The organism is Brevibacterium antiquum (genome assembly GCF_016107655.1).
Lineage (GTDB): Bacteria > Actinomycetota > Actinomycetes > Actinomycetales > Brevibacteriaceae > Brevibacterium > Brevibacterium antiquum.
In genome coordinates this window covers 48,014-72,904 of sequence record NZ_JABASX010000004.1, presented here as the reverse complement: position 1 = coordinate 72,904, position 24,891 = coordinate 48,014, and the positions used below count along the sequence as shown (strand labels likewise).

Below are 24,891 nucleotides of genomic sequence, written 5' to 3'. Positions count from 1 at the left end.
TCAGCGCAGGTCATCCGTGCGCGGCTCGATATCGGCTGCGCTCGGACGCTCCTTCTCAGCCCCCAGCTCACTTGAAGCGGCCTCCTGCACACCACCGGTGGGCTCGGAGAACTCCGCGCGATTCTCCTGCGTGCCGTCCGGTGCGCTCTGCCCGTCAGAGTTGGGCACCTGGTCAGAGCCGGGCACCTGGTCATTGCTCGCGGTCTCGATCAGTCCCGCCTGACGCAGTTCATCGGCCCTGATCTTGCCCGTGTCGAAGGTGGGAACGACCTCGTCCTCCATCGGACTGTGCTGTGCTGATTCGGGAACCACCACCTCGGCGCCGGTGACTCGTTTGGCCTGTGCATGCCGTTGCCGGTAGCGGTCCACGGCCGCCTGCAGCTGGGAGTCTCCACGACCGGAGTTGCGCTTCTGTGCCAACGCCGTTCGGAGCAGATCCTTGATCTCACCGTCACCACGGACGACGGCATCGGACTGGACCCAGTCGATCATTGCATCGAGGCCCGAGTCCGAGTACTTGTGCATGGGCAGGCCCGGCACCAGTTTGGGCCGGCTGCCGGTGCGGCCCACGACGACCGAGGCAGCACGAGCCGCATTGAGGACAGCCTGCGGGCTCATCTTTTCGACCGTGGACTTCCAGGCTTCGAAGATCTTCTCGGTCTCGGACTGCGGATCGACGAAGGCGTCGGTGGACCACATGCGCACGAACTTCCATCCGCGACGGGCCAACTGCTCGGGCACGACGCGCTCACGCTGGCGCAGACTGCGGACCGATGCGTATTCGGGTCCGTCTCCGGCGACGGCGATGATCATTCCGTGCTCGTCCTCGGTCGAGTTCGCCACGGCCAGATCGATGCCGTTGTAATGTTCGTGAGCGACGACGCCAAGCTGCAGCAGACGATCGGCGATGTCGTTGAAGAGCGGGTCGTAGATCTCGCCGTGTGGGCCCGGCTGCTTGACGCCGCCGCCTGCCAGTTCGTCGAGCAGTCGTGGCAGCAGTGCCGCTCCCCCGCTGAGCCTGTTCGTGTCGAAGTCATCGGATTCGATGCTGGAGACCACGGTGAGACGTTTGCGCGCCCGGGTCATCGTGGCCGCAAGGATCCGCTCGCCATCGGGACCGGACAGCGCACCGAAGTCGTGGATGACACGACCGTGAACTGTCCGCCCGAGGCCGAGGGTGAAGATCACCGCATCGCGTGACATGCCCTGGACGCGCTCGGCATCGGTGACTACAAAGGGTTCCTTGCTCGAATCGTTGAAGAACGCTGCAACATAGGGCAGGTCCTTCATCGCCCGAGAGATCGCGGTGGCAACGCGCTGAGCGTGATGAGCGGTGAGCGCGACGACGGCCAGGGACTCACGCGAACGGTTCCGAGCGTGCCTGAGCACGAGCTCGACGACGCGCTTGACCTCGGCGTCAGGACTCTCGACACGACCGGTGCCGATATCCGTCGGCCCCCTTCCGTCTGCGACGTAGGAGAACTCGAGCCCGGTTCCCTCCCCTGTGTGCGCGGTCGGCATCGTCGTGATCGTCGAATCGTAGAAGTGCCGGTTCGCCAGATCGATGAGTCCGACCGGTGACTGGCGGTACGAGTTCGACAGTTCCATTCGGGGCAGGAATTCGCCGAGGCGCTCCTGCACTGAGCTCGGATGGTTCCCATCGTCCATTCCCCAGCGATCAACCGCGATCGTGAAGGGACGGGGACCAAGCAGTCTGGAGTCGCCCAGTGAGATGACCTGACGGGCCCGGGTGATGGCGGGCACCACGTCGGGGACCGAGAGACGTCCCGCATCGGCGATGACCACAGCGTCGAAGAGCGGCAGTGCTGAGAAGAGTTCGGGCACCGTGTACGGGCTGGCCATCCAGACCGGGGCAAGAGTCGTCAAGAGCTCGGGAGCCCTCGTCGACATGGTCTGCACGGAGGTGTGCGGGGAGAGCAGCTCCTGCTTGATGACTCCAGCGGAGATCGGGTCGTTGTCGATGCCCCGCTTCCACGCCTGAGCATGGTTGTACCGCAGTCGGCTCGCACCTGCTGCGACGAAGGCACGGTCGTTTTCGCGGAAGCCTTCGGCAACCTGATGCAGTGCGGCTCCGTCGTGACGGCCCACCTGGGGATCTTCGCTGGCCATCCTCTGCAGAACCGACGCCCAGTAGGCCAGGTCGAACTCCGGACCGACAAGCGTGGTGTCGACCTTGCGGCGACGCAGGTCAGTCAGCAGATCAGACAGGCCCTCGTCGGCCAGTTCGCGCTGGATGCGGGACCGTTCCGGAAGTTCGCCGAGGTTCTCAGAGTCACGGCCCATAGCTTCGGTCCGCGCCTGCAGCTCTTCGATGAGCATCGATCCCAGATCGCCGCCATCTGGAGTGGTCTCCAGAATAGGTGCGATCTTGGCAACGTCGGCCTCAACGCCTTGGAGGATCTCATCAGCTTCGAGGACGCCGCGAGGAATCTGTGGACGACCGTCATGCCCTGCGAGGTCCTGGAGCACGATGCGCTGGGACCGGACGTCGATCAGCGCCGAATGCAGGTCTGTCACCTCGGCACCGGGACGGAGGAATTCGTTCGCGGACTTCTTCTGGCGCTTGCGCTGAAGCATGCCCATCTCTACCCCGACCTCGGAACGGTATTCTGCGGTTCCGGTCGCGGCGATGAGATCGTCGAGTCGATGATCGTAGATGTCAGGGGCGAAGCTGTCGAGGGTCGCGCGCACCCGCAGCAGCACCTTGATCGCGCGTGACCAGTCATTGAGGTTGCGGCGGGGATTCAGTTTGGCTTTGGACAGGACCGGCTCGACGGCCTTGACCAGATCAGGGATGGTTCGGCCAAGTCGCTCGGCGACGGTTCGTGCGGCTTCGGCTTCTTCGACCGATTTCAGGTCCGCGCCGAACCAGACGGTGTCCTCGACGTCGAGAGTGAAGGCACCCAATGATGCCAGCTCGCTGAGCTTTCCGCGCAGAGCGTTGCGACGGTCCTCGCTGGCCTCGAGGAGATCTTCACCGAACCGAACAGGAGTCTGGGGAGAGTCGTCGCCGGATGTCAGCTCCGCCAGGTGCTGCATGGTCTCGTAGACGGAGACGTCCCAGGGCTCACGACGGCGATGCAGCGACGAGACATGTTCGCTCAGTGTCTCGCGCTGTTCATTGAGTTCATTGAGCAGCCCGCTCAGATCGGGGCGCTCGGCCTTCTCGGCCGATCCGATGAGGCCGACGAGCTGGTTTCTGATCGCGCCGGAGCCCTGGCGGGTGTCCACCGCGAATTCTGCGAGTCCGACCTCGCCGAGGCGGGAGGAGAAGTCGTCGAGTGCGTCGGCGGTCTGCGCCAGGAAGAGAACGCTCTTTCCTGTGTGGGCAAGTGTTGTGGCCACCGCGACTGCGACCTGGGTGGCCCCGGTCCCCGGTGGGGTGTCGACGACGACCGACTGCCCGGAGACTGCGGCGTCGACGACGGCCTGCTGGTCGCCATCGACATCGATGACGAGGAACTCTTCCTGTGGTTTGCGGTCAGGGAGAGGGGTGACAGGTTCCTTGAGTGCGGCTGGAACGACATCATCATCGGATTCGCCAGCGTCCGAGTCCGCGAAGCTGTCGACGTCCGTCTCGGATTCTGTGCTCTGGGGATCTGCTGTCTGGGGTTCGGCGGTCTGGGGTTCCGTGGTCGCTGTCGGTGAGTCTTTGGCCTTCGAGTCCGTCGACTTTGAGGCGGTTGACTCCGAGTCCGCCGACTTCGAGCCCGTCGAGGTTGAGTCTGTCGCGGCGGTCTCGCCGATGCCGTGGGCCGACTGTGCGCGCTCATCACGCTCAGTGCCATCTGCTTCGGCGTCCTCGGCTGAGTCGCCCTTGGCTGAGGTGTCCTTGGATGCCGTGGTCTCACTTGCGGTGCTGGCCGAAGTGGAATCCCTTGAGCCTTCGACTGGAGCCTTCGCATCCCCGGGCAGAGACCCGTCTGTGATCGGCACCGTCGGCTGAGAGAACTCATCCTCGTCGCCAGCGGCTGCGTCCGGCGTGAAGGTGTGCTGATCGTCGGCGCTCGGGGCGGCTTCCTGACGCGGCTCTGGCTGCACTGCCTCCCGAGGAGTCGGAACATAGGACGGGCCGCCGAGCGCCCCTCGCACGTCCTCGTCGCCAGCGAGGGCGCGGAGGATCGGGTGCTGTGTGGGCAGGTAGTCCGTGGTGAACGGGCTCGCAATGTTCGCGAATGTCGACACCACGAAACGGTGGTTGATGCGCAGCCCCGGCACTGACTGTGCGAGGTCGCGGAGGCGATCGAGGGCCGGGCCCGGGTCGAAGCCGTGCGGCCCTCCGGTGGCGTCGACCCATTCGTCGACGGGAACGTCCAGGTCGTAGGTCTCGGCCAGGTGCTGGACCAAGGCAGGGTTGATCATGATTCCGTCGCCCAACACGATCTCGAAGTCCTCGACGCGGGAACCGCGAGGAACGAGAGTGACATGGCGCATCACCACAGGGGCATTGAACTTGTACTTGGAGTCCTTTTCGGTCCACGAGGCAAAGCCGATCGCCAGGTGTGCCGTCTGAATTCCGCGTTCGTTATCAAGCTGATCGGCCTTCGACCGGATCGACTTCGCTCGACGGCGTGCGTCAGCGAGGACCTCATGATCGCGGACCAGGCTGGAGAGTCGGGTGGCCCGACCGGCCAGAAGCTGGGCTAGGCCAGACGGGTGCGCTCCGGAGAGATCGATGCTGCCATCACGCGAATCCCGGAAATGGAGCATGGTGTCGCGACCGCCCAGATGGGCAGCCTGCTGTTTCCACTCGGCGTAGACATCGTCGAGTTCCGGGAACTGATCGTCAACAACGGAATCTGGCACAATTCGACCCTAACGAGAAATTTCACATAATAGGTGCTGGCACACCGTGAAACATCCAGGTTTCTTCTACGCTACACTGGGTGGTCGTGGTCGAAGAAGGCCACATCGCCCCCGTAGCTCAGGGGATAGAGCACCGCTCTCCTAAAGCGGGTGCCGGCAGTTCGAATCTGCCCGGGGGCGCCATCACAACTGCGGATCAGATCCGTTCTCGGCTCCACAACTCCTTTCGACCGCTGCACATTGCGCACCCGCGCTCAGTCCATCAACAAACTTTCCTGGACCCGCCGCAACAGTCGGCCTGTGCCCATCGGTGCCCGGAATCCGACGATGCATCGATGCCCGCATGCGCTGACGCACCTCAAAGTACACCCCAGAGCCTCGGCGACGAGGGGCACCAACACCCGAAGGGCGAGATCAACAGCAACTCAACAAGACAATCATCCTTGCTGCCTCTATACTATCCAGGTGGGAGCGAGCGCCGGCAATCTGCCTTGTGCCCAAACACGCGGAGTCGAAGGCCGACGCCTCGTGGCGCACCCCAGGAAGGACCAGAATATGCGGCACCTCCGCAGACGACTGCCCGTAGTCGGCACAACGATTGCACTGATCGCCGGGAGCACCCTCCTATCGTCTCCGGCAATGGCCGCGCCCGAACTCGGCCCCCAGCTCAGCGCGTACAAGGGCGAACCTGATTTCACCGGTGTCACCACAAACCCTGAGACGGACAACCAGGGCGGCGTCGACAACGCCACCATGTACGGTGCCTATATTCCCTCTTCAGGTGTCCTCTCCGGCAGTCGTGTCTGGTGCATCGACCGGGGCCTGACCCAACCTATGGGCAATGGTTACGACGAAGGCGGCAGATCATCCGTCGAAGCCCCCGAGCTGGCGTATATCCTCGCGAAATGGGACGAGCCCCGCGACGATCAGGCCGATCAGATGGCTCATGACATGGCCATCGGCGAGCACGTGCACAGCTCTGATGAAATCGACCACCGCGACATTCTCGATGACCGCAGCCTGCAAGAGGTCACCGATGGAATCGGGTGGAACGAGGACTCTCAGAACCTCAAGGACATCGGTGCAGACGCGTTCTACGATGACGTGCTTCCCGACGCCTACGACCTCTCGGCACTCATGGGCGACGAAGCCGCGAAGTATGCCGGAGACGGCACCTATAAGGCCGAGGTCACCATTGACGAGGAGTCATCGGCCGCGGTTGTCTCGCTGGTCAACTCCGAGGGCGTCAGCGTTCCCGGATTCGACGGTGAGCTCACTGTCGACGGTGCCAAGCCTGAGACGACGGAGATCACGTCCGGCGAATCATCAGTCGAGGTGCCCCTCGAGTTCACCGACGAAGTTCCCGATGTCTCTGTATCAGTAACCTTCTCGGGATTGCCGACTGGTTCGGTGACCCAGTGGAATCCCAAGGACTTCGACGCCGATGACTATGATCGTGCGAGCCTGCAAGCTGTCATTGAGGGGCAGGAGACTACGGCTCAGGCATCGGATTCCTACCAGGGCCTCTTCACCCCGGAGGTGTCTTCGCAGGTCTCGGTCACCGAGATCACCGACCTTCCGGCCAAGGTCACCGACAAGGTTCGCCTTGACCACTGCGCACCGGGTGAAACCATCGAGGATGCCAAGGTCGAGGTGTATGCCGAAGACGGAACCATCACTCAGTCCGAGACCGTCCCCGAGGATGCGGAGCTGCTTGAAACCTTCACTCCCGATGTCACCTGTGATGAAGACGGCGCCGTCGACTTCGAGACGGATGAGCTCGCACTCGATGCCGACTTTGTGAAGCCCGGCGAGGAGAAGTCGGTGACATTCGTGGCCTCGGCCCCTGCCTCCGGATCGAACGAAGCCTTCTCGCATGAATACGGTGTGCCCTCGGAGACCGTGGAAATCGCCATTCCCGAGGCTGAAAAGCCAGACGACAACCCGGTCGTGAAGACCGGTGCGTACGTTGGCTCGGCCACCGGTGGTCCCAACTGGAACCTCGTCGGCGGAATCGGACTGCTGACCGTGGCCGGAGGGCTCATCTTCGGAGCAGTTCGCCGTCACAAGAAGGGCAACTGACGATTCAGTCATGACTCGGTGGCGGCCACTGTTTCGATGGCCGCCACCGATCTATGAAAGGAAACCATGTCGGCACGAATTTTTCGTGACTGGTGGTCCGTCCCCGTCGCAGTTGTCATCATTGCACTCATCTGCGCAGGTGCATGGATGCTCACTCAGGGCCTCACCGATGAACAGAACACAGCCGAGGGGCAGGCCGATGTTCAGCTGGAGGAGCCACCAAGCGAAGCCGACGTCGAGGAGATGCAGATCGAAACCCTCGACGGAGAATTCCAGATCCCATCGGTAGGGCTTGATACCGGGCTGGAAACCATGTCCGAGGTCAACGGCGCGATCAATCCCCCAGGGCTGCGCAATGGCTACGTTGTGCGTAACCACGGCACCCCTGACCACCCCGAACGCGGCACGACCTACGTCGCGATCCACTCCGTGCAAGGAGCCGAGCTGCCCGGGAACACGCTCATCGATGTCGATGCGGGAGAGCCGACTGTGGAAAAGGGTGAGTCGATCACTCTCCAAGACCGGGACTACACGGTGACCGACTCCTACACTGTGCCCAAGACCGACATCTCCGGTGATGATCGTGTGTGGGCCGATGAACCCGGCCGACTCGTCATCCTCACGTGCCTGCAGCGCAGCTCCGGTCGATCAGCCGACAACGTCGTCATCGAGGCGATCGCCGACTAGCCATGAGCGGCAGGGTTCTAGAGCCAGGTGCGGTGGGGCCAAGCATCACAGGCCCGGCTCAGGGATCTCTCCATCGTGTCGATGCTTATTGTGGTCGCGGGTGACGCGCACGACCATGGTCGGGCACTGCGAGTACGGCAGCACTGACTGTGAGGTCGAACCAAGGAGCAGTCCGGCGAAGCCTCCGCGACCGCGAGAACCGATGACAAGCACCTCGGCCGTGTCAGAGGCTCGAACGAGCACCTCGGCGGGCTGACCGTCGAACAGGGTCCAGGTGACGTCGAGGTTCGGGAACTCGGTCTGCAGGCGCTGTTTGGCGACGACGAGCTTGTCGGCGCCTTCATTGACCAGTCGCTCGAGATCCGCGGTGCTCGGCAGCCATTCCGGGCCGATGACCGTCGTGGTGATGACGGCAACGATGTGCAGCGGCGATCCCCTGCGTACGGCCAGTCGAGCGGCTTTCCACAGTGCCGGAGACTCGGCGCCGAGGGAATCCACGCCGACGACGACCTTGCCGTCGAAACGCAGTCCCTCGATGGCTTCGACATTGGGGTCGGGCTCTTCGACGACGATGCCGTCCTGTCGGATCGGTCGTGAGGATGTGGGATGCGCGGTCTTCTCCGCGTCGGGCTGCCACGCGGAGGGAACGACGACGGTCGGGCACGCAGAGTGAGCCGGCAGGGCACTGGAGACGGTGCCGAGAAGACGACCGGCGAAGCCCCCGCGACCGCGAGAGCCGACGACAGCCAGGCTTCCCGACTTCGATTCGTCGATGAGGACACCGGCTGCGTCACCGATCTCAATGACTGCTTCGACTGGCACACCGGCGGACTTCACCTCGGCGGCGGCTTCCTTGAGTGTGTTCGTCACCGCCGCACGGATCGAAGTGTCGTCGATCGGAACGTAGGAGACATCGATCGCAGCCGCAGCTACGCTCGGGATCGTGTAGGCACCGACCAGGCGGATCGACTTGTCCAGGGATTTCGCTTCCTGGATTGCCCACGCCAGAGCATTGCGGCTGGGCGGTGAACCGTCGATGCCGACGACAACGGCGTCGGGCTCCCCAGCCGGTGATGCATCGTCGTTCTGGGGTCGGTCTTGCTCATTCATCGCAAGCTCCTCATCTTGAAGCGAACTTCTCTCGCTTCCACCCTAAATCAGAATCGATCGGAGACCGGTGCCTATGTCACATCGTTATCCGAATTGAGCCACAGTTCGGACATTGCGGCGACGAGCAGGGACGATGTCCACCTCAGGCGGCTCTGGAGAGCTCCAGGAACGGACGCCACTGTTCGACCGGCTTGTCGATCCCGCGCATCCAGAACTGACCGGTTCGCGGCTCCTGAGGGTGGAAGCTGAGCTTCCACCCGATCTCGGCCAATGACCTGTTGCCCTTGCGGTTGTTGCACTCACGGCAGCAGGCTACGAGGTTCTCCCAACTGTTGACCCCGCCACGTGAGCGTGGAACGACATGATCAACCGTCGTCGCAGGCTTTGCACAGTAGGCACAGCGGTGGTTGTCGCGGCGCAGCACACCCCGCCGGGAAAGGGAGACCCGGCGGTCATGAGGAGGCCTCACATAACGTGTGAGCAGAATGACCGATGGCTGGTCCAGATTCAGATGTTCAGATCTCACCGGAACATCCTCGGCGGCCAGGACTGTCGCTTTGCCCGTGAGCACCAGGACCACTGCCCTGGTGAACGGAACGATCGACAGTGGTTCATATCCGGCATTCAGCACGAGAGTCTTCATATCCCGCCCCTCATCTTCATGTGAGTGTGGACCCCGCCGATCGACATGGGCCCAGGAAACGCAAAAGGCGCCGTGCCGCAGCACAACGCCTTGAAAGAAGGGACAGACACAGATATGTACTCCGCGCCAGAAACTGGAGCGGCTATTCGCACTATCCGACTGCGGCCCATCTGATTTCCCATCACTTACGCCAACTCAATCGTATTAAGACTAACGCCGACCCTCTCCTGTGACCGAATTCATATCGCTCGCGTCACGGATTCTTTCATTGCCGTTCACCTTGTGGCGCGGCCGGCAGCTCAAGCACGTGGTTGGCATGGTGCGGATTTCTGACAATCAGGTACGCAAAAACTCCCCGTCTGACTCGAGGACCATCGAGTCAGGCGAGGAGTTTCTGTGTGAACTGAATCAGAGAACGCGGATGAAGGTGACGTCACCCATCCAGCTGTAGCTGCGCTTCGAGGTGCCTGACCCTGGTGAGCCGGCATCGTACATCTGTCCGTCACCGGCGTAGATGCCGACGTGACCTGGGTGCCAGATGAGGTCACCGGGCTTCGCCTCCGACTGGGAGACGACCTGACCAGCGGCCTTCTGTGCACCGGAGCTGCGAGGCAGGTTGACGCCGACCTTGCCGTAGACCCACGCGGTGTAACCGGAGCAGTCCCAGCCGCTCTGCGAGGTTCCACCGTAAACATATGGGGTACCGACGCCCTTGCCGGCCCAGCCGATGACCTGCTCGGCCTTGGAGCCGTCGATCGAACCGGCATCGGAGCCCTTGCTCTCGCCCTTGTCACCGGAATCTGAGGTGCCGGCGTTTGCGGAATCGCCTGAAGTCTCTTCGGCGGTCTCAACGGGCTCTGGCTTCGGCTCAGGCTTCGGAGCAGCCTTGGCGGTGACGGTCTGGACGTCGGCGCTGAAGGAGGAGTCCTGCTTCTTGTCCTTGTCCTTGGAATCATCGTCAGCATTGACGGTCGCGGTCTGGTTCTTGAATTCGACCTGTGTCTGAGCTTCTGACTCGGCGGAGACTGCGACGTTGTCGTCGGCTCCCTGTCCTGCTGCCGGAAGGACTGCTGCGGTGAGCAGGCCACCGCTGGCAGCGACAACGGCTGCACGGCGTCCGAAGACGGCGGAGTTGGCGTTCAGGATTTCTGTCAGTTCGGTCAATGGAGTCTTGACCTTGGCTTCAGCGGCGCGACGGCCATGCTGCTTAATTGCCACGTTTCCCTCTCGTCACCTATTGGAAAGAATCCCAACCGCCACTCTCGGTCCTTAGAAATTTTGCATCGAGCGTGGCGCGCGGCTCTCGAGGCAAAGCCGTCACTTTCGTGAACGACCTCCACAACTGTAACCAATCAGTGACCGATTGTCACGTTTCTGTCACGAACCCCCCTCGAGACCACGGAGGTTTTCCGTAAATGTCCAGGTCAGAGGCCTAAAATTCAGGTAAACATTCGTAACATTGGCGCGTTATACGACGCGGCCCAGGGGGTGTTCTGACACTCCCTGGGCCGTGCTCAACGTCATTTTGTAACAAATCGATCCTGATCGAGACCATCGGCCGTGACCGGGCTGTCTCGGCGCAGGATCTGCCAACGAGGCTTGCTCCTCGACGACGCTTCACTCTCTACAGGGCCGACCACTCGACCGAGTTCACTTCTTGCCGAGGACTGCCTCTGGAGGGAACTTACTTCTTGTAGGCGAATACGTGTGAAGCAGTGTCCAGCGGCAGGTCGAGCACATCCTGTGCACCCGGAACCTGGACCGTGATGTACTCGCCGTTGCGTGAGATCTCCACATCGCTGTCCGGCAGGACACCTGCGACCTGGAACTGCTGCAGCAGGTGGATGTCGACCTGCAGAGGTTCTGCCAACCAGGCGATCCGAAGCTCCTTCGCCCCGTCGCGAGCGACAGCCGTCGCCAGATCGACGACCTCGGTGCCTGGCGTCTGCTTTCCACCGATCACGTCAAGGCCAGGGATCGGGTTGCCGTACGGGCCCGAAGCGGTCTCGGGGAGCAGGTTGACGAGTTTGCGTTCGACCTGCTCGCTCATCACATGCTCCCAACGGCACGCTTCGTCGTGGACGAGTTCCCACTCGAGTCCGACGACGTCTGCGAGGAGCCGCTCGGCCAATCTGTGCTTGCGCATCACTTCGGTGGCGATCCGACGTCCCTCGGCCGTCAGCTCCAGATGACGGTCGTTGCTCACATGCAGCAGTCCGTCACGCTCCATCCGCGCCACGGTCTGTGAAACGGTGGGACCGGAGTGATCCAAACGTTCAGCAATCCGAGCGCGCAGCGGCACGATCGACTGCTCCTCAAGCTCGATGATCGACTTGAGGTACATTTCAGTTGTATCAATGAGGTCGTTCACGTCAGACCAGCCACTCCACTCTTCGTCTTCAGGCCCATTCGACCATTTCAGGCGTTCTCTGCATCAATCCTATCCCGCGTGCGTCCAATCACGTATGTTCAACCGACGTTGACGTCTACCACTGAATGCGCAATGAGGGAATCCCCCGGTCGATCCCTCGACCTCGGCGCCTGGACCACGATCCCGCCTGCCCGCTCAACGCTTGAAGTGAGGCGATTATTTCGCTGCGTCCTCGACTCAGCCGACGCCGACTTCAAGGGTAGAGACGGACAGGGTCCCACGCGGCCGCCTGCGAGAGATCCGCCGGCTCGTGACTGCCATCTGCACGGCGGAATGCCCACCGATCGTGGAACCGATTCTTCTGTCCCTGCCAGAACTCGATCTCGAAGACGCGGACTCGGAATCCTCCCCAGTGATCGGGTCGGGGCACCTCCTTGCCGGCATACTCTGCGAAGGCGGCATCGTATTCTGTCTGCATCTGCTCCCGTCCGCTGACGGGCTGGGACTGCTTCGACACACTGGCCGCAATCTGGGATCCATGGGGGCGCACGGCGAAGTACGCGTCCGAGTCCTCGGGTGCGACAACCTCGGCGAGGCCCCTGATCCTGACCTGCCGCTCCATATCCTGCCAGGGAAAGTTCACGGCCACTCGTGGATCGGCGCGCAGCTGACGCCCCTTGGCAGAGTCGTAGTCGGTGAAGAACATGAACCCGGTCTCATCGATGCCCTTGAGCAGAACGATCCGTGAGGACGGACCCCATTCATCGAGGGTGGAGACCGTCATCGCGTTCGGCTCGCGGACGTGCTCTGCGGCCTCGTCGTACCACTGTCGAAACAGCGCGAGCGGCGAGACCTCGGGATGGTCGAAGGTCGGTGACTCGTAGGACTTCCGGGTCTGCGGCAATCGGTCGACTGGCTCACTCATGCCTTCACTCTACGACGAGCCGGTGACACGAGTCATCGGCTGCCTGCACACGTCCTCGCATGAGCTCACAACTCATCGCCGAAGCCGCCGCCGGACAGGACCCGATCCAGCCCTGACATGTCTGTCCATGACGATGCCGGTCATCGCCCACACGTGGGCGCATCGTAGAATGTCGAGCGTGACTGCCACGAATATAACGATCCCAGACGAACTCCTGCCCGCCGACGGACGATTCGGAGCCGGTCCGGCTCGCATCCGCAAAGCCCAGATCGAGGCGCTGAACTCCGCCGCCGCCGATGTGCTGGGCACCAGCCATCGCCAAGCACCCGTGAAGAAGCTGGTCGGTCGTATCCGCACCGGCCTGGCCGAACTCTTCAACCTGCCCTCAGGCTACGAGGTTGTCCTCGGCAACGGCGGATCCACCGCCTTCTGGGACGTCGCCGCCTTCGGACTCGTGCGCGAGCGGGCCGCACACGCGACCTTCGGCGAGTTCGGTCAGAAGTTCGCCAAGGCCACCGATGAGGCCCCACACCTGCAGGACTCGCTGATCCTCAAGGCCGAGCCCGGCACCTCAGCCATCCCCTCCCCCGCTTCCTTCGCCGAGGCGGCCGGGGCCTCCGATGCTGCGGCCGACGTCTATGCCTGGCCGCACAACGAAACCTCGACCGGTGTCGCCACCACGATCACCCGCCCCGAGGACATCGACGACGACGCGCTCGTCGTCATCGACGCCACGTCCGGTGCCGGTGGTCTGCCTGTCGACATCACCGAGACCGATGTCTACTACTTCGCACCGCAGAAGAACATGGGCTCCGACGGCGGCCTGTGGGTGGCGATCATGTCTCCGAAGGCCATCGCCCGTGCCCAGGAGATCAAGGATTCCGGCCGCTGGATCCCTGCGTCCCTGGATCTCGTGACCGCGATCGAGAACTCCCGCAAGGATCAGACCTACAACACTCCTGCCGTGACGACACTGGTGCTCCTGTCCGAGCAGATCGAGTGGATCAACGGCAACGGCGGCCTCGAGTGGGCCACCGCCCGCACCCGTGAAACCTCCGGTTTCGTCTACAACTGGGCCGATGCCGCCGAGGTGGCTCATCCCTTTGTCGAGAACCCTGAGGATCGCTCATCGGTCGTGACCACCATCGACTTCGACGATTCGGTCGATGCGGCCCTCGTCGCCTCGGTGCTGCGCAATAACGGCATCGTCGACGTCGAGCCCTATCGCAAGCTGGGCCGCAACCAGCTGCGCATCGCAACGTTCGTCTCCGTCGATCCCGAGGACGTCAAAGCCCTGCTGACAAGCATCGACTTCGTCATCGACGCCCTGGCCTGAAGCCTCATCACTCCGGGGGCCCTGGCCTGAAGCTTCGTCACTCCGGGTGCCGACTGGTCCGGCGCCGTTCCCGGCGAACACTTTCAGCACCCCGCACCCGCAGCTCCTCAACATCTCATTGCAAAGGGGTGTTTTGGAGCTTCGGGTGTGGGGTGCTGAACTGTCTGTGGGCGAAGTGGCCGGCGGCTCCGGCCCCCGGGCCTCAGCCGAGGAAGTGGATGAGGGTCCCGATGCCGAAGGTGATGGCTGCCAGCAGGGCGAGCAGGAATTCGAGAGCGGTGCCGATGCCGATCGCCTTGAGTGATTCCCAGCTGGAGTCCCAGGCTTCCTTGGCGTCGTGAAGGCGCATGTGTTCGGCGAGGAAGAGACCGGCGATGAAGCCGATCGGCAGGCCGACGACGGGAATCACGAAGAACCCGATGATGCCGAGGAGACCCCCTAAAAGCACGGATCTATTGGGAACCTTCATCGCCTTGAGCTTTCTGCCCGTGAGCACCAGGGAGGCGCTCATTCCGCCGGCGACGAAGACGGCGACGATGGCGAAGATGATCCAGGCCATCGGCCCGCCGATGACGATCGCCCACACCAGCACGGCAATCGCGATGAGGATGGATCCCGGCAGAACGGGCAGGATGATGCCGAGGCAGCCGACGAGGATCGCCAGTCCGACCAGCACCGAGGTGAGAATGTCCGCGTTCACTGTCTGTCCGATCTGTTGCTCATGGGGCTCTCAATATTAAGGGACCAAGCTCTGCGCCGTGCTCAGGATGGCAGACGCCTGCCGACCCAGTTCCCAGGTCCAGTCCCAGTCCCAGTTCCAAACCCAGCCCCAGCTCCCAGCTCCCAGCTCCCAGCCTCAGACTCTGTGCTCAGGGCCGGCCGAGATAGCTCACGTGGAGACGGATGCGAGATCTGGGGTCATAGCTCAGGCGCAGGTTCTTCGACACGATCATCCACACCAGGCCGGCGCTGAAGGCGATGATGCCTGAGGCGGCTCCGACGCCCATCGCCATCCGTGGTCCGTACGTATCGGCGACCCAGCCGGCCAGCGGGGCGCCGATGGGAGTCCCGCCCATGACGACGGCTGCGTAGATCGCCATGACCCGACCGCGATAGTGCGCGGGAGTCGTCGTCTGCACATAGGCGTTGGCCGAGGTCATCATCGTCAGCGAGGCGAAGCCGACGAGCATCAGCGAGGCCGCGAAGACGTAGTAGTTGGGTATCAGAGATGCTGTTCCCACGGCGAGGCCGAATCCGCCTGCCGCGCCGAAGATGAAACGCAGCCTCGGCTTCTCCCGCTTCGCCGAGGCGAGTGCTCCGGTCACCGATCCGATCGCCATGACGGAGTTGAGCAGGCCGAAGCCGCTGGCGTCCTTGCCGAACTCGATCTTGGCCATGGTGGCGGTGTAGATGTTGAAGTTGAATCCGAAGGTCGCGACGATGAAGAGCACGACCAGCACGATCGTCACATCGGGACGTCGTCGCAGGTATTTGAATCCGCCCAGAATTCCGCCCGTACCTCGGCGCCCCGAGGGATGCAGCCGGGTCTGATCCAGACGGATGAGCACCGTCAGTGTCGCAGCGAACCCGAGCCCGCTGATGAGGAACACCGGGCCGGCGCCGATGAGTGCCGTCAGCACGCCGGCGACGGCGGGGCCGATCATGCGGGCCCCGTTGAACGATGCGGAGTTGAGGCTGACTGCGTTGGGAAGCAGCTTCTCGCCGACGAGCTCAGAGACGAAGGCCTGTCGGGAAGGGTTGTCGAGGGTGGCCAGAATGCCCAGGGCCAGTGCCGTCAGGTAAACGTGCCAGAGGACGATGACGTCGGTGATGACGAGCACGAACAGGAGCAGTCCCACCGCCCCCAACAGCGACTGGGTGACCATGAGCAGCTTGCGCTTGGAGAACTTGTCGGCGATCGCTCCTGCGAAGGGGAACATGATGAGCTGAGGACCCATCTGCAGCGCCATGGTGATGCCCAGGGCCGAAGCGTTGTTGTTCGTCAGGTAGGTGAGGACGAGCCAGTCCTGGGCCGTCCTCTGCATCCACGTTCCGGTGTTCGAGATCAGGGCACCGGCGAACCAATGTCGGTAGTTCGGTTCGGCCAGTGACCGGAACGTGTGTGCCATCTCGGTGTGTCAGCCCTCCTGGAACTCGAGTTCGCCGGCGGAGTAGTCGTCAACGACGGCTTCGGCAGGATCTGTGCTCTGCCGGCTGACATCGGTCTCCGAATGGGCTCCACAGCCGAAGTCGAGTGCGACGACCTTGCCGTCGGCCGGGGACCAGCCGTTCGCGCAGACCCCGAACTTCTGTCGCAGCGATCCGGCCAGCGGCATGAGGTATCCGCAGCTGGAGCAGTGGGCCGAGGCCTTCGCCGCGAAATCCGATTCAGCGCCGGTCTCCGATTCGGCCCACCTGGTGGCGGCCGATGAGATGCCTTCGGGCGAGAGGACCCGGCGGCGGCCGAGCCCGAACTCAAAATTCGGTATCTCGTCCAGATTGCCGTCCGAGGTCTCTTCGACCTGTTCGAAGCCCTGCTGCAGGTTCGGATCGTCCTCGACCTTCGGCAGAGTGTCGCGAGGAGTAAGATCGCCGGGTTCCACACGCTGATCCCAGGGGATCCATTCCGGTGCGACGAGGGAGTCCGGGCCGGGCAGCAGTGCTGTCTCACAGACCGTGACCTTCTTCGCTCGAGGGGCGCGGGCCAGGACCGCGACCCAGCGCCAACCGCGGTAGGTCGGATCGGTGCACGCGAAGTAGTGCGTGACCAGACGGGTACCCTCGGCCAGCGTGCCCAAGTGGTCACCGATCACGGAACTGCCTGCAACCTCGGCGATGGCAGAACGCGCAGTGTCGATGGCCGCAGCCAACTGTGTATCGAGGACGACCTTCTCGGAGCTCGCCCGCGGCGCCTTGGTCGGCTTCACCGGCGCTGCAGCCTCAGCCTTGACAGGTGCTTCAGCAGCCGACGCCGCCTCGGCGGGCGCAGGGTCGTTCGTCGGCTCGGCACTCTGGCCGGCCAACCAATCACTGAAGAGTGATGACATCAGGACTCCAAATCGTCGGCAATTGCCCGCAGCAGTGAGGCTACCTTGTTCCCGTGGGAAGGATCGGGGTAGCGGCCGTGCTGCAGTCCGTTGTTGAGGTCATCGAGTACTTTGATGACATCTTCAACCATAACTGCCATGTCTTCGGCCGGGCGTCGGCGGACCTTCGCCACCTTGGCCGGGCCGGAGAGCAGCCTGGCCTTGAGGACCTGGGCCCCACGGCGGGATTCGACCACATCGTAGTCGAGGCGGGTGCCCTTGGTGACCTCAGCGTCCTCGGGCAGGACTGAGGAGTGGAGGAAGGCCTGTGAGCCGTCCTCGGCGATGACGAAGCCGAAGCCCTTATCGACGTCGAACCATTTCACGCGTCCGGTTGGCATGATGTCCTTTCCTGGTGCTGCTCGTAGTTGGTGTTGCTGGTACTTCGTCAAACTCGTACTTGGTGATGCTCGTCATCAGCAATGTTCGGTGGTGTGCTCGGTGGTGCATGGCCTCGGATCGGCCGCCATCACTTCGGTCAGCGGCCGTTCCACCTCACTGCGATGGTTTCGGCCGACTGCGGCAACGCGGTCCAGGATCCGATCCGGGTTCCGATCCGGCTGTGTGCTCGCGTGCCGTGTCATTCAGTCGAACGTCAGCTGGAACTGTGCACTGACCGAACAATGACCGGTCGAATCACCTGGCGTGCTGGCGGTGACTGCGGCCGGCCTCGGCGCGATGCCGTCCTGGTGGGTTGGTGCCCGGTGCTGACTTCGCGGCCACTTCGCGGCGAGGCGATCGCTTCAGCGGAGGTGCGTGTGCCGGCGACAGCGCCCACGGGAGAGTTTCAGCTCTGGCCCACCTCGGTCTGTCTGCGTCTCAGTGCTGCTCTGACCAGGGCCACGGCGACCAAGGCGAATGCGATCGGGAGGAGGATCATCGGCAGATATGTCAGCAGGTGCGACGGGGCGTAGCCCATCCAGGCCTGGCCCAGCACGCCCATGAGCGCGACTGCGCCGATCAGGGCGGCGGCAACGGCTACGACGACGATGGTGGTGTCGACACGCTTGGCTGACAATGCTCGTCCTTTCCGAGATCTACGAAGGTCTTCTGCCCATCTATTGTAACCCTCGCGGTAAACTGAACAGCGATGTCAATGACCTTCAGCCAGTGGCTGTCCCACAGTTCCGATACCGACTTCGAGTCCTTCGTCCGGACCCGTCGCGATCTCCTCCAACCAGAGTCTCCGACGATCCCCTCGCTGGCCGCGGCAGCTTCCTCGCGCATCGGCGTCTCCCGGGGCATCGAAGCACTGACGTCAACCCAGCTCGGCGTCTTCATCGACATGGCCAAGGCAGCGCGCACCTCGGCCGACATCACCGTGGGTGAGAATCGTCATATCGACGACGCCCTCGCCGAGGTGGTCCTCCCCCGACTGCGCGACCTGGGCCTGGCCTGGCCCTCGTCCGAAACCACCTGGCGAATCCAATCAGAGGCCATCACCCTGCTGCCGACCTCGGCGGCCGAATCCGCCCGGGCACATCCGTGGCAGGTTGCGACGTCCGAGCTCGACACGAGCACCGAGACGATCCCGACGGCACTCATCCACAACAGCGAACGTGCCGGCGTCGCAGAGGTCATCTCCTCCCTGCGCGGGCTCGTCGATGAATTGGCCAGCTCCCCGATCTCCCGCCTGACCAGCGGCGGCATCTCCAAGAGGGACGTCACACGGATCGGGAAGACCATCGATCTGGGGCTCGAGCAGACGATCACCCTGCTGCTCGCAGCGAAATCGCTGAACCTCATCGGCGTGCTCGATGACCCGCTGGATCCTCAGTGGACGGCCAGCGACGATGCCGCCGATGTCCTCGAAGGCGACAGGGCGCAGCTGTGGGCTGCACTGATGACGTCCTGGCTGCGCGAACCTCTCGACGTCACCCAGCTGGCGGCCGGGGCGAGCGCCAACGAACGCCTCACCGTTCTCGCCTCTCCGAAGAAGTCCCTGTTCAAGGGGTTCAGCCAGTCGCAGCCGACGATGCCGCTGCTGCGCTTCACGATCATGGAGATTCTGCGCGACATCGGGCAGGGATCCTCCCGCTCCGCCGAATGGATCCACGCGCAGGTCCTGGCCACCCATCCACTCATCCCCGCGCACGATTTCGCGATGACCGAAGCGATCCTGCACACCGCCGGTGCCTTCGGTCTGGCGACGACCCCGCTGCAGAATTCCGAGCACTTCGGGCCCAGCCGGTTCGGAGTCCTCCTCGCCGAGGGCCTGCACCAAGCGATGAGCGACCAGGCCGCCCACGACCCGTCGATCGCACCGGTGAACTTCAGCCTCGAAGGCCTCAACGTGCCCACCGATGTCGTCGAGGCGGTGCGACTCGGGCTCGTCGATGAGGTCGAGACCGTGCTCATCCAGTCCGACCTCACCGCTGTGGCGACAGGGCCCATCGAACCCAGGGTCCATCACATCCTGCGCAGGTTCGCCGTCGTCGAAGCGCGCGGGCAGGGCACCGTGTATCGCATCGACGCGGACACGATCGAAGCGAGCATGCAGGCCGGAGTCAACGCCGAGGATGCCTTGGCCCAACTCGCCGAGATCAGCGCCGAGGCCCTGCCGTCGACGTTGAACTTCCTCGTCGAGAACACGGCCTCGAAGCTGCGCCGCGTCCGGGTTGCCGGTGCTCGCGCCGTCCTCGTCGTCGATGACCCCGTCGACCTCGACGTCATCCTCTCCGACCAGGCCATGATGCCGGCCGGTCTGGAACGTCTGACGCCGACCGTGGCGATCGGGCAGCTGGGGCCCGAACGCACCATGCACCTACTCGAATCCGCCGAGCACCATGCCATGCTGCACTCCCCCTCGGGACCGGTGCGCAAGCGCAAGGTCATCACGCAGGCCGACCCGGAGGTGCACCTGCGCAAACGCGCACGGGTCGACGATGCCCACCTCGACGATTACATCCGCATCCTGCGCTCCCCTGGGGCCCGCTCGGCTCCGGCCACGAGCACGGACGAGCCGCTGGGACACATGGATCGTCTCCGAGAAGCCGCCGAGGCGGGCCAGCAGGTCACGATCACGCTCGCCGACTCGCACGGGAAGGAACGCGTCATCGACATGTTCCCTGCCACTGTCAACGGTGGGCGCGTGCGGGGCAAGGTGAAGACCACCGGCGCCGAGGCGTCCCTGTCGATCGCGCGCATCGTCAGCGTCGATGTGGCCGACATTCAATCCGACGGGGTGGAGGAACAATCCTGAGGGTGCAGGCGTTGTGCCCTCGGAAGTCACCTCGGCGTGGAAAGAAGCAGGAACTTACATGAACGGTCCGTTGATCGTGCAGTCCGACCGGACTGTGCTCTTGGAGTCAGGGCACCCCCTGGCCGTCGAGGCGGCCGTGGCGATCGCGCCGTTCGCGCAGCTGTCGCGCACGCCGGAGTACATCCACACCTACACGATCACCCCTTTGGGGCTGTGGAATGCCCGGGCCAGCGGACATGACGCGGAGTCCGTCGTCGACGTCCTCCTCGAATTCGCGAAGTACCCGGTGCCCCATGAACTGCTCGTCGACATCGTCGACATCATGGATCGTTTCGGAGTCCTCACCCTCGTCGACAATCCGATTCACGGACTGACCCTGACCTCGAGCGACACCGATCTGCTCGCCTCGCTCATCAGCCAGCCGGATCTTGTGGGCAAGTTCGGCAAATCCCTCGATGCCGAATCCGTCCTCGTCCATCCGTCGGAGCGCGGTGAGCTCAAGCATGCGCTGCTGCAGCTGGGTCATCCCGTCTCCGACCATGCCGGCTATGTCGACGGTGAGGCCCACGAGATCGCCCTGTCCGATGATGCCCATGGCGGGCAGTGGCATCTGCGCGACTATCAGAAGGAAGCGATCGACCACTCCCTGAGCGGAGAATCCGGAGTCGTCGTCCTGCCCTGCGGTGCGGGCAAGACCATCGTCGGAGTGGCCACGATGTCGCGGGTGCAGACGACGACGCTGATCCTCGTGACGAACTCCGTCGCCGCCCGACAGTGGAAGGACGAGATCCTCGCACGCACCTCGCTGACCGAAGACGAAGTCGGGGAGTACTCGGGGTCGACGAAGGAGATCCGGCCGATCACCATCGCCACCTATCAGGTGCTGACTACCCGCCGCAAAGGCTCCTACCTGCACCTGGAACTCCTCGATGCCAAGGACTGGGGGCTCGTCATCTACGACGAGGTCCACCTTCTGCCGGCACCGATCTTCCGTCTGACCGCGAGCCTGCAGGCCAGGCGGCGGCTGGGACTCACAGCGACTCTGGTCCGTGAGGATGGGCGAGAGGACGAGGTGTTCTCCCTCATCGGGCCCAAGCAGTACGAGGTGCCGTGGAAGGAACTCGAACGACTCGGCTACATCGCCACCGCCTCCTGTCACGAGATCCGCGTGCGCCTCGACGGCGGAACACGCACGGCCTATGCGCGCGCCGATGGTGAGGACCGGTACCGACTCGCGGCCACCTCGGATGCGAAGCTGCCGATCGTGCGCGAGCTCGTCGCCGACCACCCCGATGCGCAGATCCTCGTCATCGGGCAGTACCTCGATCAACTCGAGGAGATCGGGGCAGGCCTCGACGCACCCGTGCTGACCGGGCAGACCCCGGAATCGCAGCGCCAGGAGCTGTTCCGCGAATTCCGCACCGGCCAGATCCCAGTGCTTGTCGTGTCTAAGGTCGCGAACTTCTCAGTCGACCTGCCCGCCGCCTCGGTGGCGATCCAGGTCTCCGGCGCCTTCGGGTCCCGGCAGGAGGAGGCCCAGCGTCTGGGCCGGATCCTGCGGCCGAAGGAGGATATGGGCTCGGCGACGTTCTACACCGTCGTCGCCGCAGACACCGTCGATGAGCACTTCGCGGCCCAGCGCCGCCGCTTCCTCACCGAACAGGGCTACAGCTACGACATCGAGGTCCGCTGAGTGAGCTTGCGCGCCATGGCTCAGCCTCGCGAGCGCACCACGCGGCCCACGTCCCAGACCGGGGTCGTGGACTCGTAGACGTCTCCGTCGGAGCCGAAGACCAAGAACCTGTCGAAGTCCCGGGCGAACCAGCGATCGTGGGTGACCGCCATGACCGTTCCGTCGAAGGCTGCCAGCGCGTCCTGGAGCGCTTCGGCAGAGACCAGGTCGAGGTTGTCCGTAGGTTCGTCGAGCAGCAGCAATGTGGCCCCGGCGAGTTCGAGCAGGAGGATCTGGAACCGCGCCTGCTGGCCTCCGGAGAGTGAGTCGAAGGTCTGCTCCGCCGCTCCTGCCAGCTCGTAGCGGGCGAGTGCGCGCGAGGCCGGCTCTCGCGGGAGGCCGTTGCGGTGCTCATCGCCCCTGTGCAGAATGTCGAGCAGGCTTCTGCCCATCAGGTCCGGCCGTCCATGAGTCTGGGCGAACCACCCCGGTCGGACCCTGGCTCCCAGTCTGGCCCGCCCCTCATGCTCGACGGGTGGGATCTCGACGTCGGAGACCGGCCGATGCTCAGGTTCCGGATCGCTGCCGCCGGCGGCCAACAGCCGCAGAAAGTGGGACTTGCCCGAACCGTTCGATCCGAGGACGGCAACCCGATCGCCGTAGCGGACCTCGAGGTCGAAGGGCAGCATGAGATTGGAAAGCTCCAGCTGGTCGGCAACGATCGCGATCTTGCCGGTTCGTCCGCCCTTGAGCCGCATACCCAGGTTCTGCTCGCGTGGAATCGCCTGTGGCGGCCCTGCCGTCTCGAAGCGTTCCAGCCGGGTCTGCGCGGCACGATAGCGCGAGGTCATGTCGGAGTTGTAGGCAGCCTTCTGCTTGTACATCTGCACGAGTGCCCTGAGTTTGGAGTGCTCCTCATCCCACCTCTTGCCCATCTCCTCCAGCCGTTCGAAGCGGGACTTCCTCGCCGCGTGGTAGCTGCCGAAACCGCCGGGATGGACCCAGGCCGTGTTGCCCGCGGCCGAGAGTTCCAGGGTGATGATCTCCGATGCCGCCTGGGCCAGGAGTTCGCGATCGTGAGAGACGAAGAGGACGCTCTTGTCGGTCTCGGCCAGCGCCTCTTCGAGCCAGCGCTTGCCCGGAACGTCGAGGAAGTTGTCGGGTTCGTCGAGGATGAGGATGTCGTTGTGCCCGCGCAGGAGCGCTTCGAGGACGAGTTTCTTCTGCTCCCCTCCGGACAGCGTCGAGATCGACCGATCCCGGCATTGCTCGAAGCCCATCCCCAGCGCCGAGGTGGTGCACGTGTCCCACAGCACCTCCGCTTCGTAGCCTCCTGCTTCACCCCATACGCCCAGCGCAGTGGCATAGGACATCTGCACGGCGGTCGATTCACTGTCGGGCCCGAGCAGCTTCTCCTCGGCCCGCCTCACGACGGCCGCGGCGGAGCGGATACGTTTCGGTGCCAACTCCTCGAGCGCCTCGGCGACGGTGTCTGCGGTGATGAACTGACGCATCATTCCGACGCTGCCGGTGTGGGACACGGAGCCTTCGTCGGGTGTGAGTTCACCGGTGAGGAGTCGCAGGAGAGTGGTCTTCCCGGCCCCGTTGGCACCGATGAGTGCGGCCTTCGTGCCGTCACCGACGCGGAAGGACACCGAGTTCAGCAGCGGTCTGCCATCGGCCAGAGTGTACGAGACGTCATTGATGTCGATGTGGCCCATGCGTTCAAGCTATCAGCCGCACCGTACTTCAGACCGGGGCGAGCTCCTCCGAGGTGACGACGACCTCGCGGGAGGCCACCCGACGAGCCAGGCGCGACTCGCCCCATTTGATGAAGCCGACGCCGCCGACGATGAACACGCCGCCGAAGAGCTGAATGGGTGCTGGCAGCTCGAACAGGACGAACCATGCCACGATCACGGAGAACGGAACCTCGACGAGGTTGAGGAACGAGCCGATGGTCGCCCCGATGTAGCGAAGACCCAGGATGCCCGTGATGTAGGCGCCCACAGTGAAGACGACGATCATCGCCATGGGAAGGATCCAGGAGACCTTGTATCCGCCGAAGTCGACATCGGAAGCGACGGCGCCGGCTGGCATGACCCCCGCGAGCACGATGACGGCCATCACGAGCGCCCCGATTCCCATGCCCAGGCCGGTCAGGGCCACCGGCGGAACGTTGATGGAGTCCTTCGCAGAGACCAGGAAGTAGCTGGCCAGGCACACTGCGGCAGCGAGTGCCATGATGACACCGAAGACGCTGATGTCAGAGTTGCGGAGGTCGAGAACGAGCAGGAGTCCGACCATCGAGACCACCACACCGATGAAGGTCACCGTCGCCGGTCGAGTCCGAGTCCGCGCCCAGATCCAGAACACGAGGAGCATGGGTGCCGTCATCTCGAGCAGCAGCGCCACGGCCACGGTGAGGTGCTCGACGGCGACGAAGTAGAAGCCCTGGACACCGGCCATCGACACGAGTCCGTAGATGAGCACTGTCTTCCAATTGGCCCGCACTTCATCCCAGCGTCCGCGCAGAGCGATGAGGGTGGGGATGAGCAGCAGAACCGCCGAGCCCGCGAGCCGGATGAGCACCACAGAGCCCGGCGTCCATCCGGTCAGATACATCGTCTTCGCAATCGGCCCGGAGACCGCGAAGAAGAACGCGGAGGCAAGAGTCAGCAGGAACCCCATGACGACGGTGCGATTCATTCTTGACCTCCTGGGACGTGTGCGGATTCGACGCGGACAGGTGCCCTCGCCGAGGTGGTGCATGCGGGTGAGTTGTGGTGCGGTTCAGATGCGATGTGGAACAGATGTGGCTTGGAACAGATGTGGTGTGTGAGTGAGAACTGCGGAGATGTGGATGGTCCGAGAGCGACCGAGTTATGCCGATCGGCCGCTGACGCGACGCGCGCTGTGCGGGCATGAGCCCGTCCATATGAAGTATTCA

At 63.6% G+C, this 24,891-nt stretch carries 18 protein-coding genes and 1 tRNA gene; 6 read left to right on the top strand and 13 right to left on the bottom strand.

Annotated features, from left to right (window positions below):
- On the bottom strand, positions 1 to 4,827 hold the full coding sequence (locus JFC13_RS07910) for a DUF4011 domain-containing protein (RefSeq protein WP_198396552.1): 4,827 nt from the start codon (positions 4,825 to 4,827) through the stop codon (positions 1 to 3).
- Positions 4,828 to 4,934: 107 nt separating this feature from the next.
- On the opposite strand from JFC13_RS07910, the gene JFC13_RS07905 reads away from it, so the two are divergent.
- The 3 genes from JFC13_RS07905 (at position 4,935) to JFC13_RS07895 (ending at position 7,596) form a co-directional block, all read left to right on the top strand.
- Positions 4,935 to 5,010 (top strand) — tRNA-Arg (locus JFC13_RS07905).
- 282 nt (positions 5,011 to 5,292) lie between these two features.
- Positions 5,293 to 6,909, top strand: coding sequence for a hypothetical protein (locus JFC13_RS07900; protein WP_198396551.1), 1,617 nt, complete (start codon positions 5,293 to 5,295; stop codon positions 6,907 to 6,909).
- Positions 6,910 to 6,975: 66 nt separating this feature from the next.
- Entirely contained in the window at positions 6,976 to 7,596 is a 621-nt protein-coding gene (locus tag JFC13_RS07895) for a class F sortase (protein WP_198396550.1), read from the top strand.
- 45 nt (positions 7,597 to 7,641) lie between these two features.
- Here the strand turns inward: JFC13_RS07895 and JFC13_RS07890 are convergent, their stop codons facing one another.
- From JFC13_RS07890 to pdxH, 5 genes are all read right to left on the bottom strand, one after another.
- A complete protein-coding gene (locus JFC13_RS07890; RefSeq protein ID WP_198396549.1) occupies positions 7,642 to 8,706 on the bottom strand; it encodes a universal stress protein in 1,065 nt (354 codons plus the stop codon).
- 142 nt (positions 8,707 to 8,848) lie between these two features.
- On the bottom strand, positions 8,849 to 9,349 hold the full coding sequence (locus tag JFC13_RS07885) for an HNH endonuclease (protein WP_143920546.1): 501 nt from the start codon (positions 9,347 to 9,349) through the stop codon (positions 8,849 to 8,851).
- A gap of 408 nt (positions 9,350 to 9,757) precedes the next feature.
- The gene (locus tag JFC13_RS07880) at positions 9,758 to 10,567 is read right to left on the bottom strand and encodes a C40 family peptidase (protein ID WP_198396548.1); all 810 of its coding nucleotides are present in this window, start codon (positions 10,565 to 10,567) and stop codon (positions 9,758 to 9,760) included.
- Positions 10,568 to 11,033: 466 nt separating this feature from the next.
- Positions 11,034 to 11,720: a metal-dependent transcriptional regulator gene (locus tag JFC13_RS07875; RefSeq protein WP_198396547.1), complete on the bottom strand. Its 687-nt coding sequence runs from the start codon at positions 11,718 to 11,720 to the stop codon at positions 11,034 to 11,036.
- A gap of 253 nt (positions 11,721 to 11,973) precedes the next feature.
- A complete protein-coding gene (gene pdxH / locus JFC13_RS07870) occupies positions 11,974 to 12,645 on the bottom strand; it encodes a pyridoxamine 5'-phosphate oxidase (RefSeq protein ID WP_198396546.1) in 672 nt (223 codons plus the stop codon).
- 178 nt (positions 12,646 to 12,823) lie between these two features.
- On the opposite strand from pdxH, the gene serC reads away from it, so the two are divergent.
- A complete protein-coding gene (serC, locus tag JFC13_RS07865) occupies positions 12,824 to 13,981 on the top strand; it encodes a phosphoserine transaminase (RefSeq protein WP_198396545.1) in 1,158 nt (385 codons plus the stop codon).
- A gap of 202 nt (positions 13,982 to 14,183) precedes the next feature.
- Here the strand turns inward: serC and JFC13_RS07860 are convergent, their stop codons facing one another.
- From JFC13_RS07860 to JFC13_RS07840, 5 genes are all read right to left on the bottom strand, one after another.
- The gene (locus JFC13_RS07860) at positions 14,184 to 14,681 is read right to left on the bottom strand and encodes a DUF456 domain-containing protein (RefSeq protein WP_198396544.1); all 498 of its coding nucleotides are present in this window, start codon (positions 14,679 to 14,681) and stop codon (positions 14,184 to 14,186) included.
- 169 nt (positions 14,682 to 14,850) lie between these two features.
- The gene (locus JFC13_RS07855) at positions 14,851 to 16,110 is read right to left on the bottom strand and encodes an MFS transporter (RefSeq protein ID WP_198396543.1); all 1,260 of its coding nucleotides are present in this window, start codon (positions 16,108 to 16,110) and stop codon (positions 14,851 to 14,853) included.
- Positions 16,111 to 16,119: 9 nt separating this feature from the next.
- Positions 16,120 to 17,028, bottom strand: a complete 909-nt coding sequence (locus tag JFC13_RS07850) for a DUF3027 domain-containing protein (protein ID WP_198396542.1) — start codon at positions 17,026 to 17,028, stop codon at positions 16,120 to 16,122.
- The gene (locus JFC13_RS07845; protein WP_198396541.1) at positions 17,028 to 17,408 is read right to left on the bottom strand and encodes a cold-shock protein; all 381 of its coding nucleotides are present in this window, start codon (positions 17,406 to 17,408) and stop codon (positions 17,028 to 17,030) included. The genes JFC13_RS07850 and JFC13_RS07845 overlap by 1 nt, the downstream gene beginning before the upstream one ends.
- A 446-nt stretch (positions 17,409 to 17,854) precedes the next feature.
- Positions 17,855 to 18,085 (bottom strand): hypothetical protein, encoded by a 231-nt coding sequence (locus JFC13_RS07840; RefSeq protein ID WP_198396540.1) that lies wholly within the window; start codon positions 18,083 to 18,085, stop codon positions 17,855 to 17,857.
- A 78-nt stretch (positions 18,086 to 18,163) separates the two neighbouring features.
- On the opposite strand from JFC13_RS07840, the gene JFC13_RS07835 reads away from it, so the two are divergent.
- Entirely contained in the window at positions 18,164 to 20,269 is a 2,106-nt protein-coding gene (locus JFC13_RS07835) for a helicase-associated domain-containing protein (protein WP_198396539.1), read from the top strand.
- A 58-nt stretch (positions 20,270 to 20,327) separates the two neighbouring features.
- A complete protein-coding gene (locus JFC13_RS07830) occupies positions 20,328 to 21,962 on the top strand; it encodes a DNA repair helicase XPB (RefSeq protein WP_198396538.1) in 1,635 nt (544 codons plus the stop codon).
- Positions 21,963 to 21,982: 20 nt separating this feature from the next.
- On the opposite strand, the gene JFC13_RS07825 is transcribed toward JFC13_RS07830, so the two are convergent.
- Positions 21,983 to 23,662 carry an ABC-F family ATP-binding cassette domain-containing protein gene (locus JFC13_RS07825; protein ID WP_198396537.1) on the bottom strand — a complete coding sequence of 560 codons (1,680 nt, stop codon included), beginning with the start codon at positions 23,660 to 23,662 and terminating at the stop codon, positions 21,983 to 21,985.
- A 28-nt stretch (positions 23,663 to 23,690) separates the two neighbouring features.
- The gene (locus tag JFC13_RS07820) at positions 23,691 to 24,650 is read right to left on the bottom strand and encodes an EamA family transporter (RefSeq protein ID WP_232488368.1); all 960 of its coding nucleotides are present in this window, start codon (positions 24,648 to 24,650) and stop codon (positions 23,691 to 23,693) included.
- Between the last annotated feature and the right edge of the window lie 241 nt (positions 24,651 to 24,891).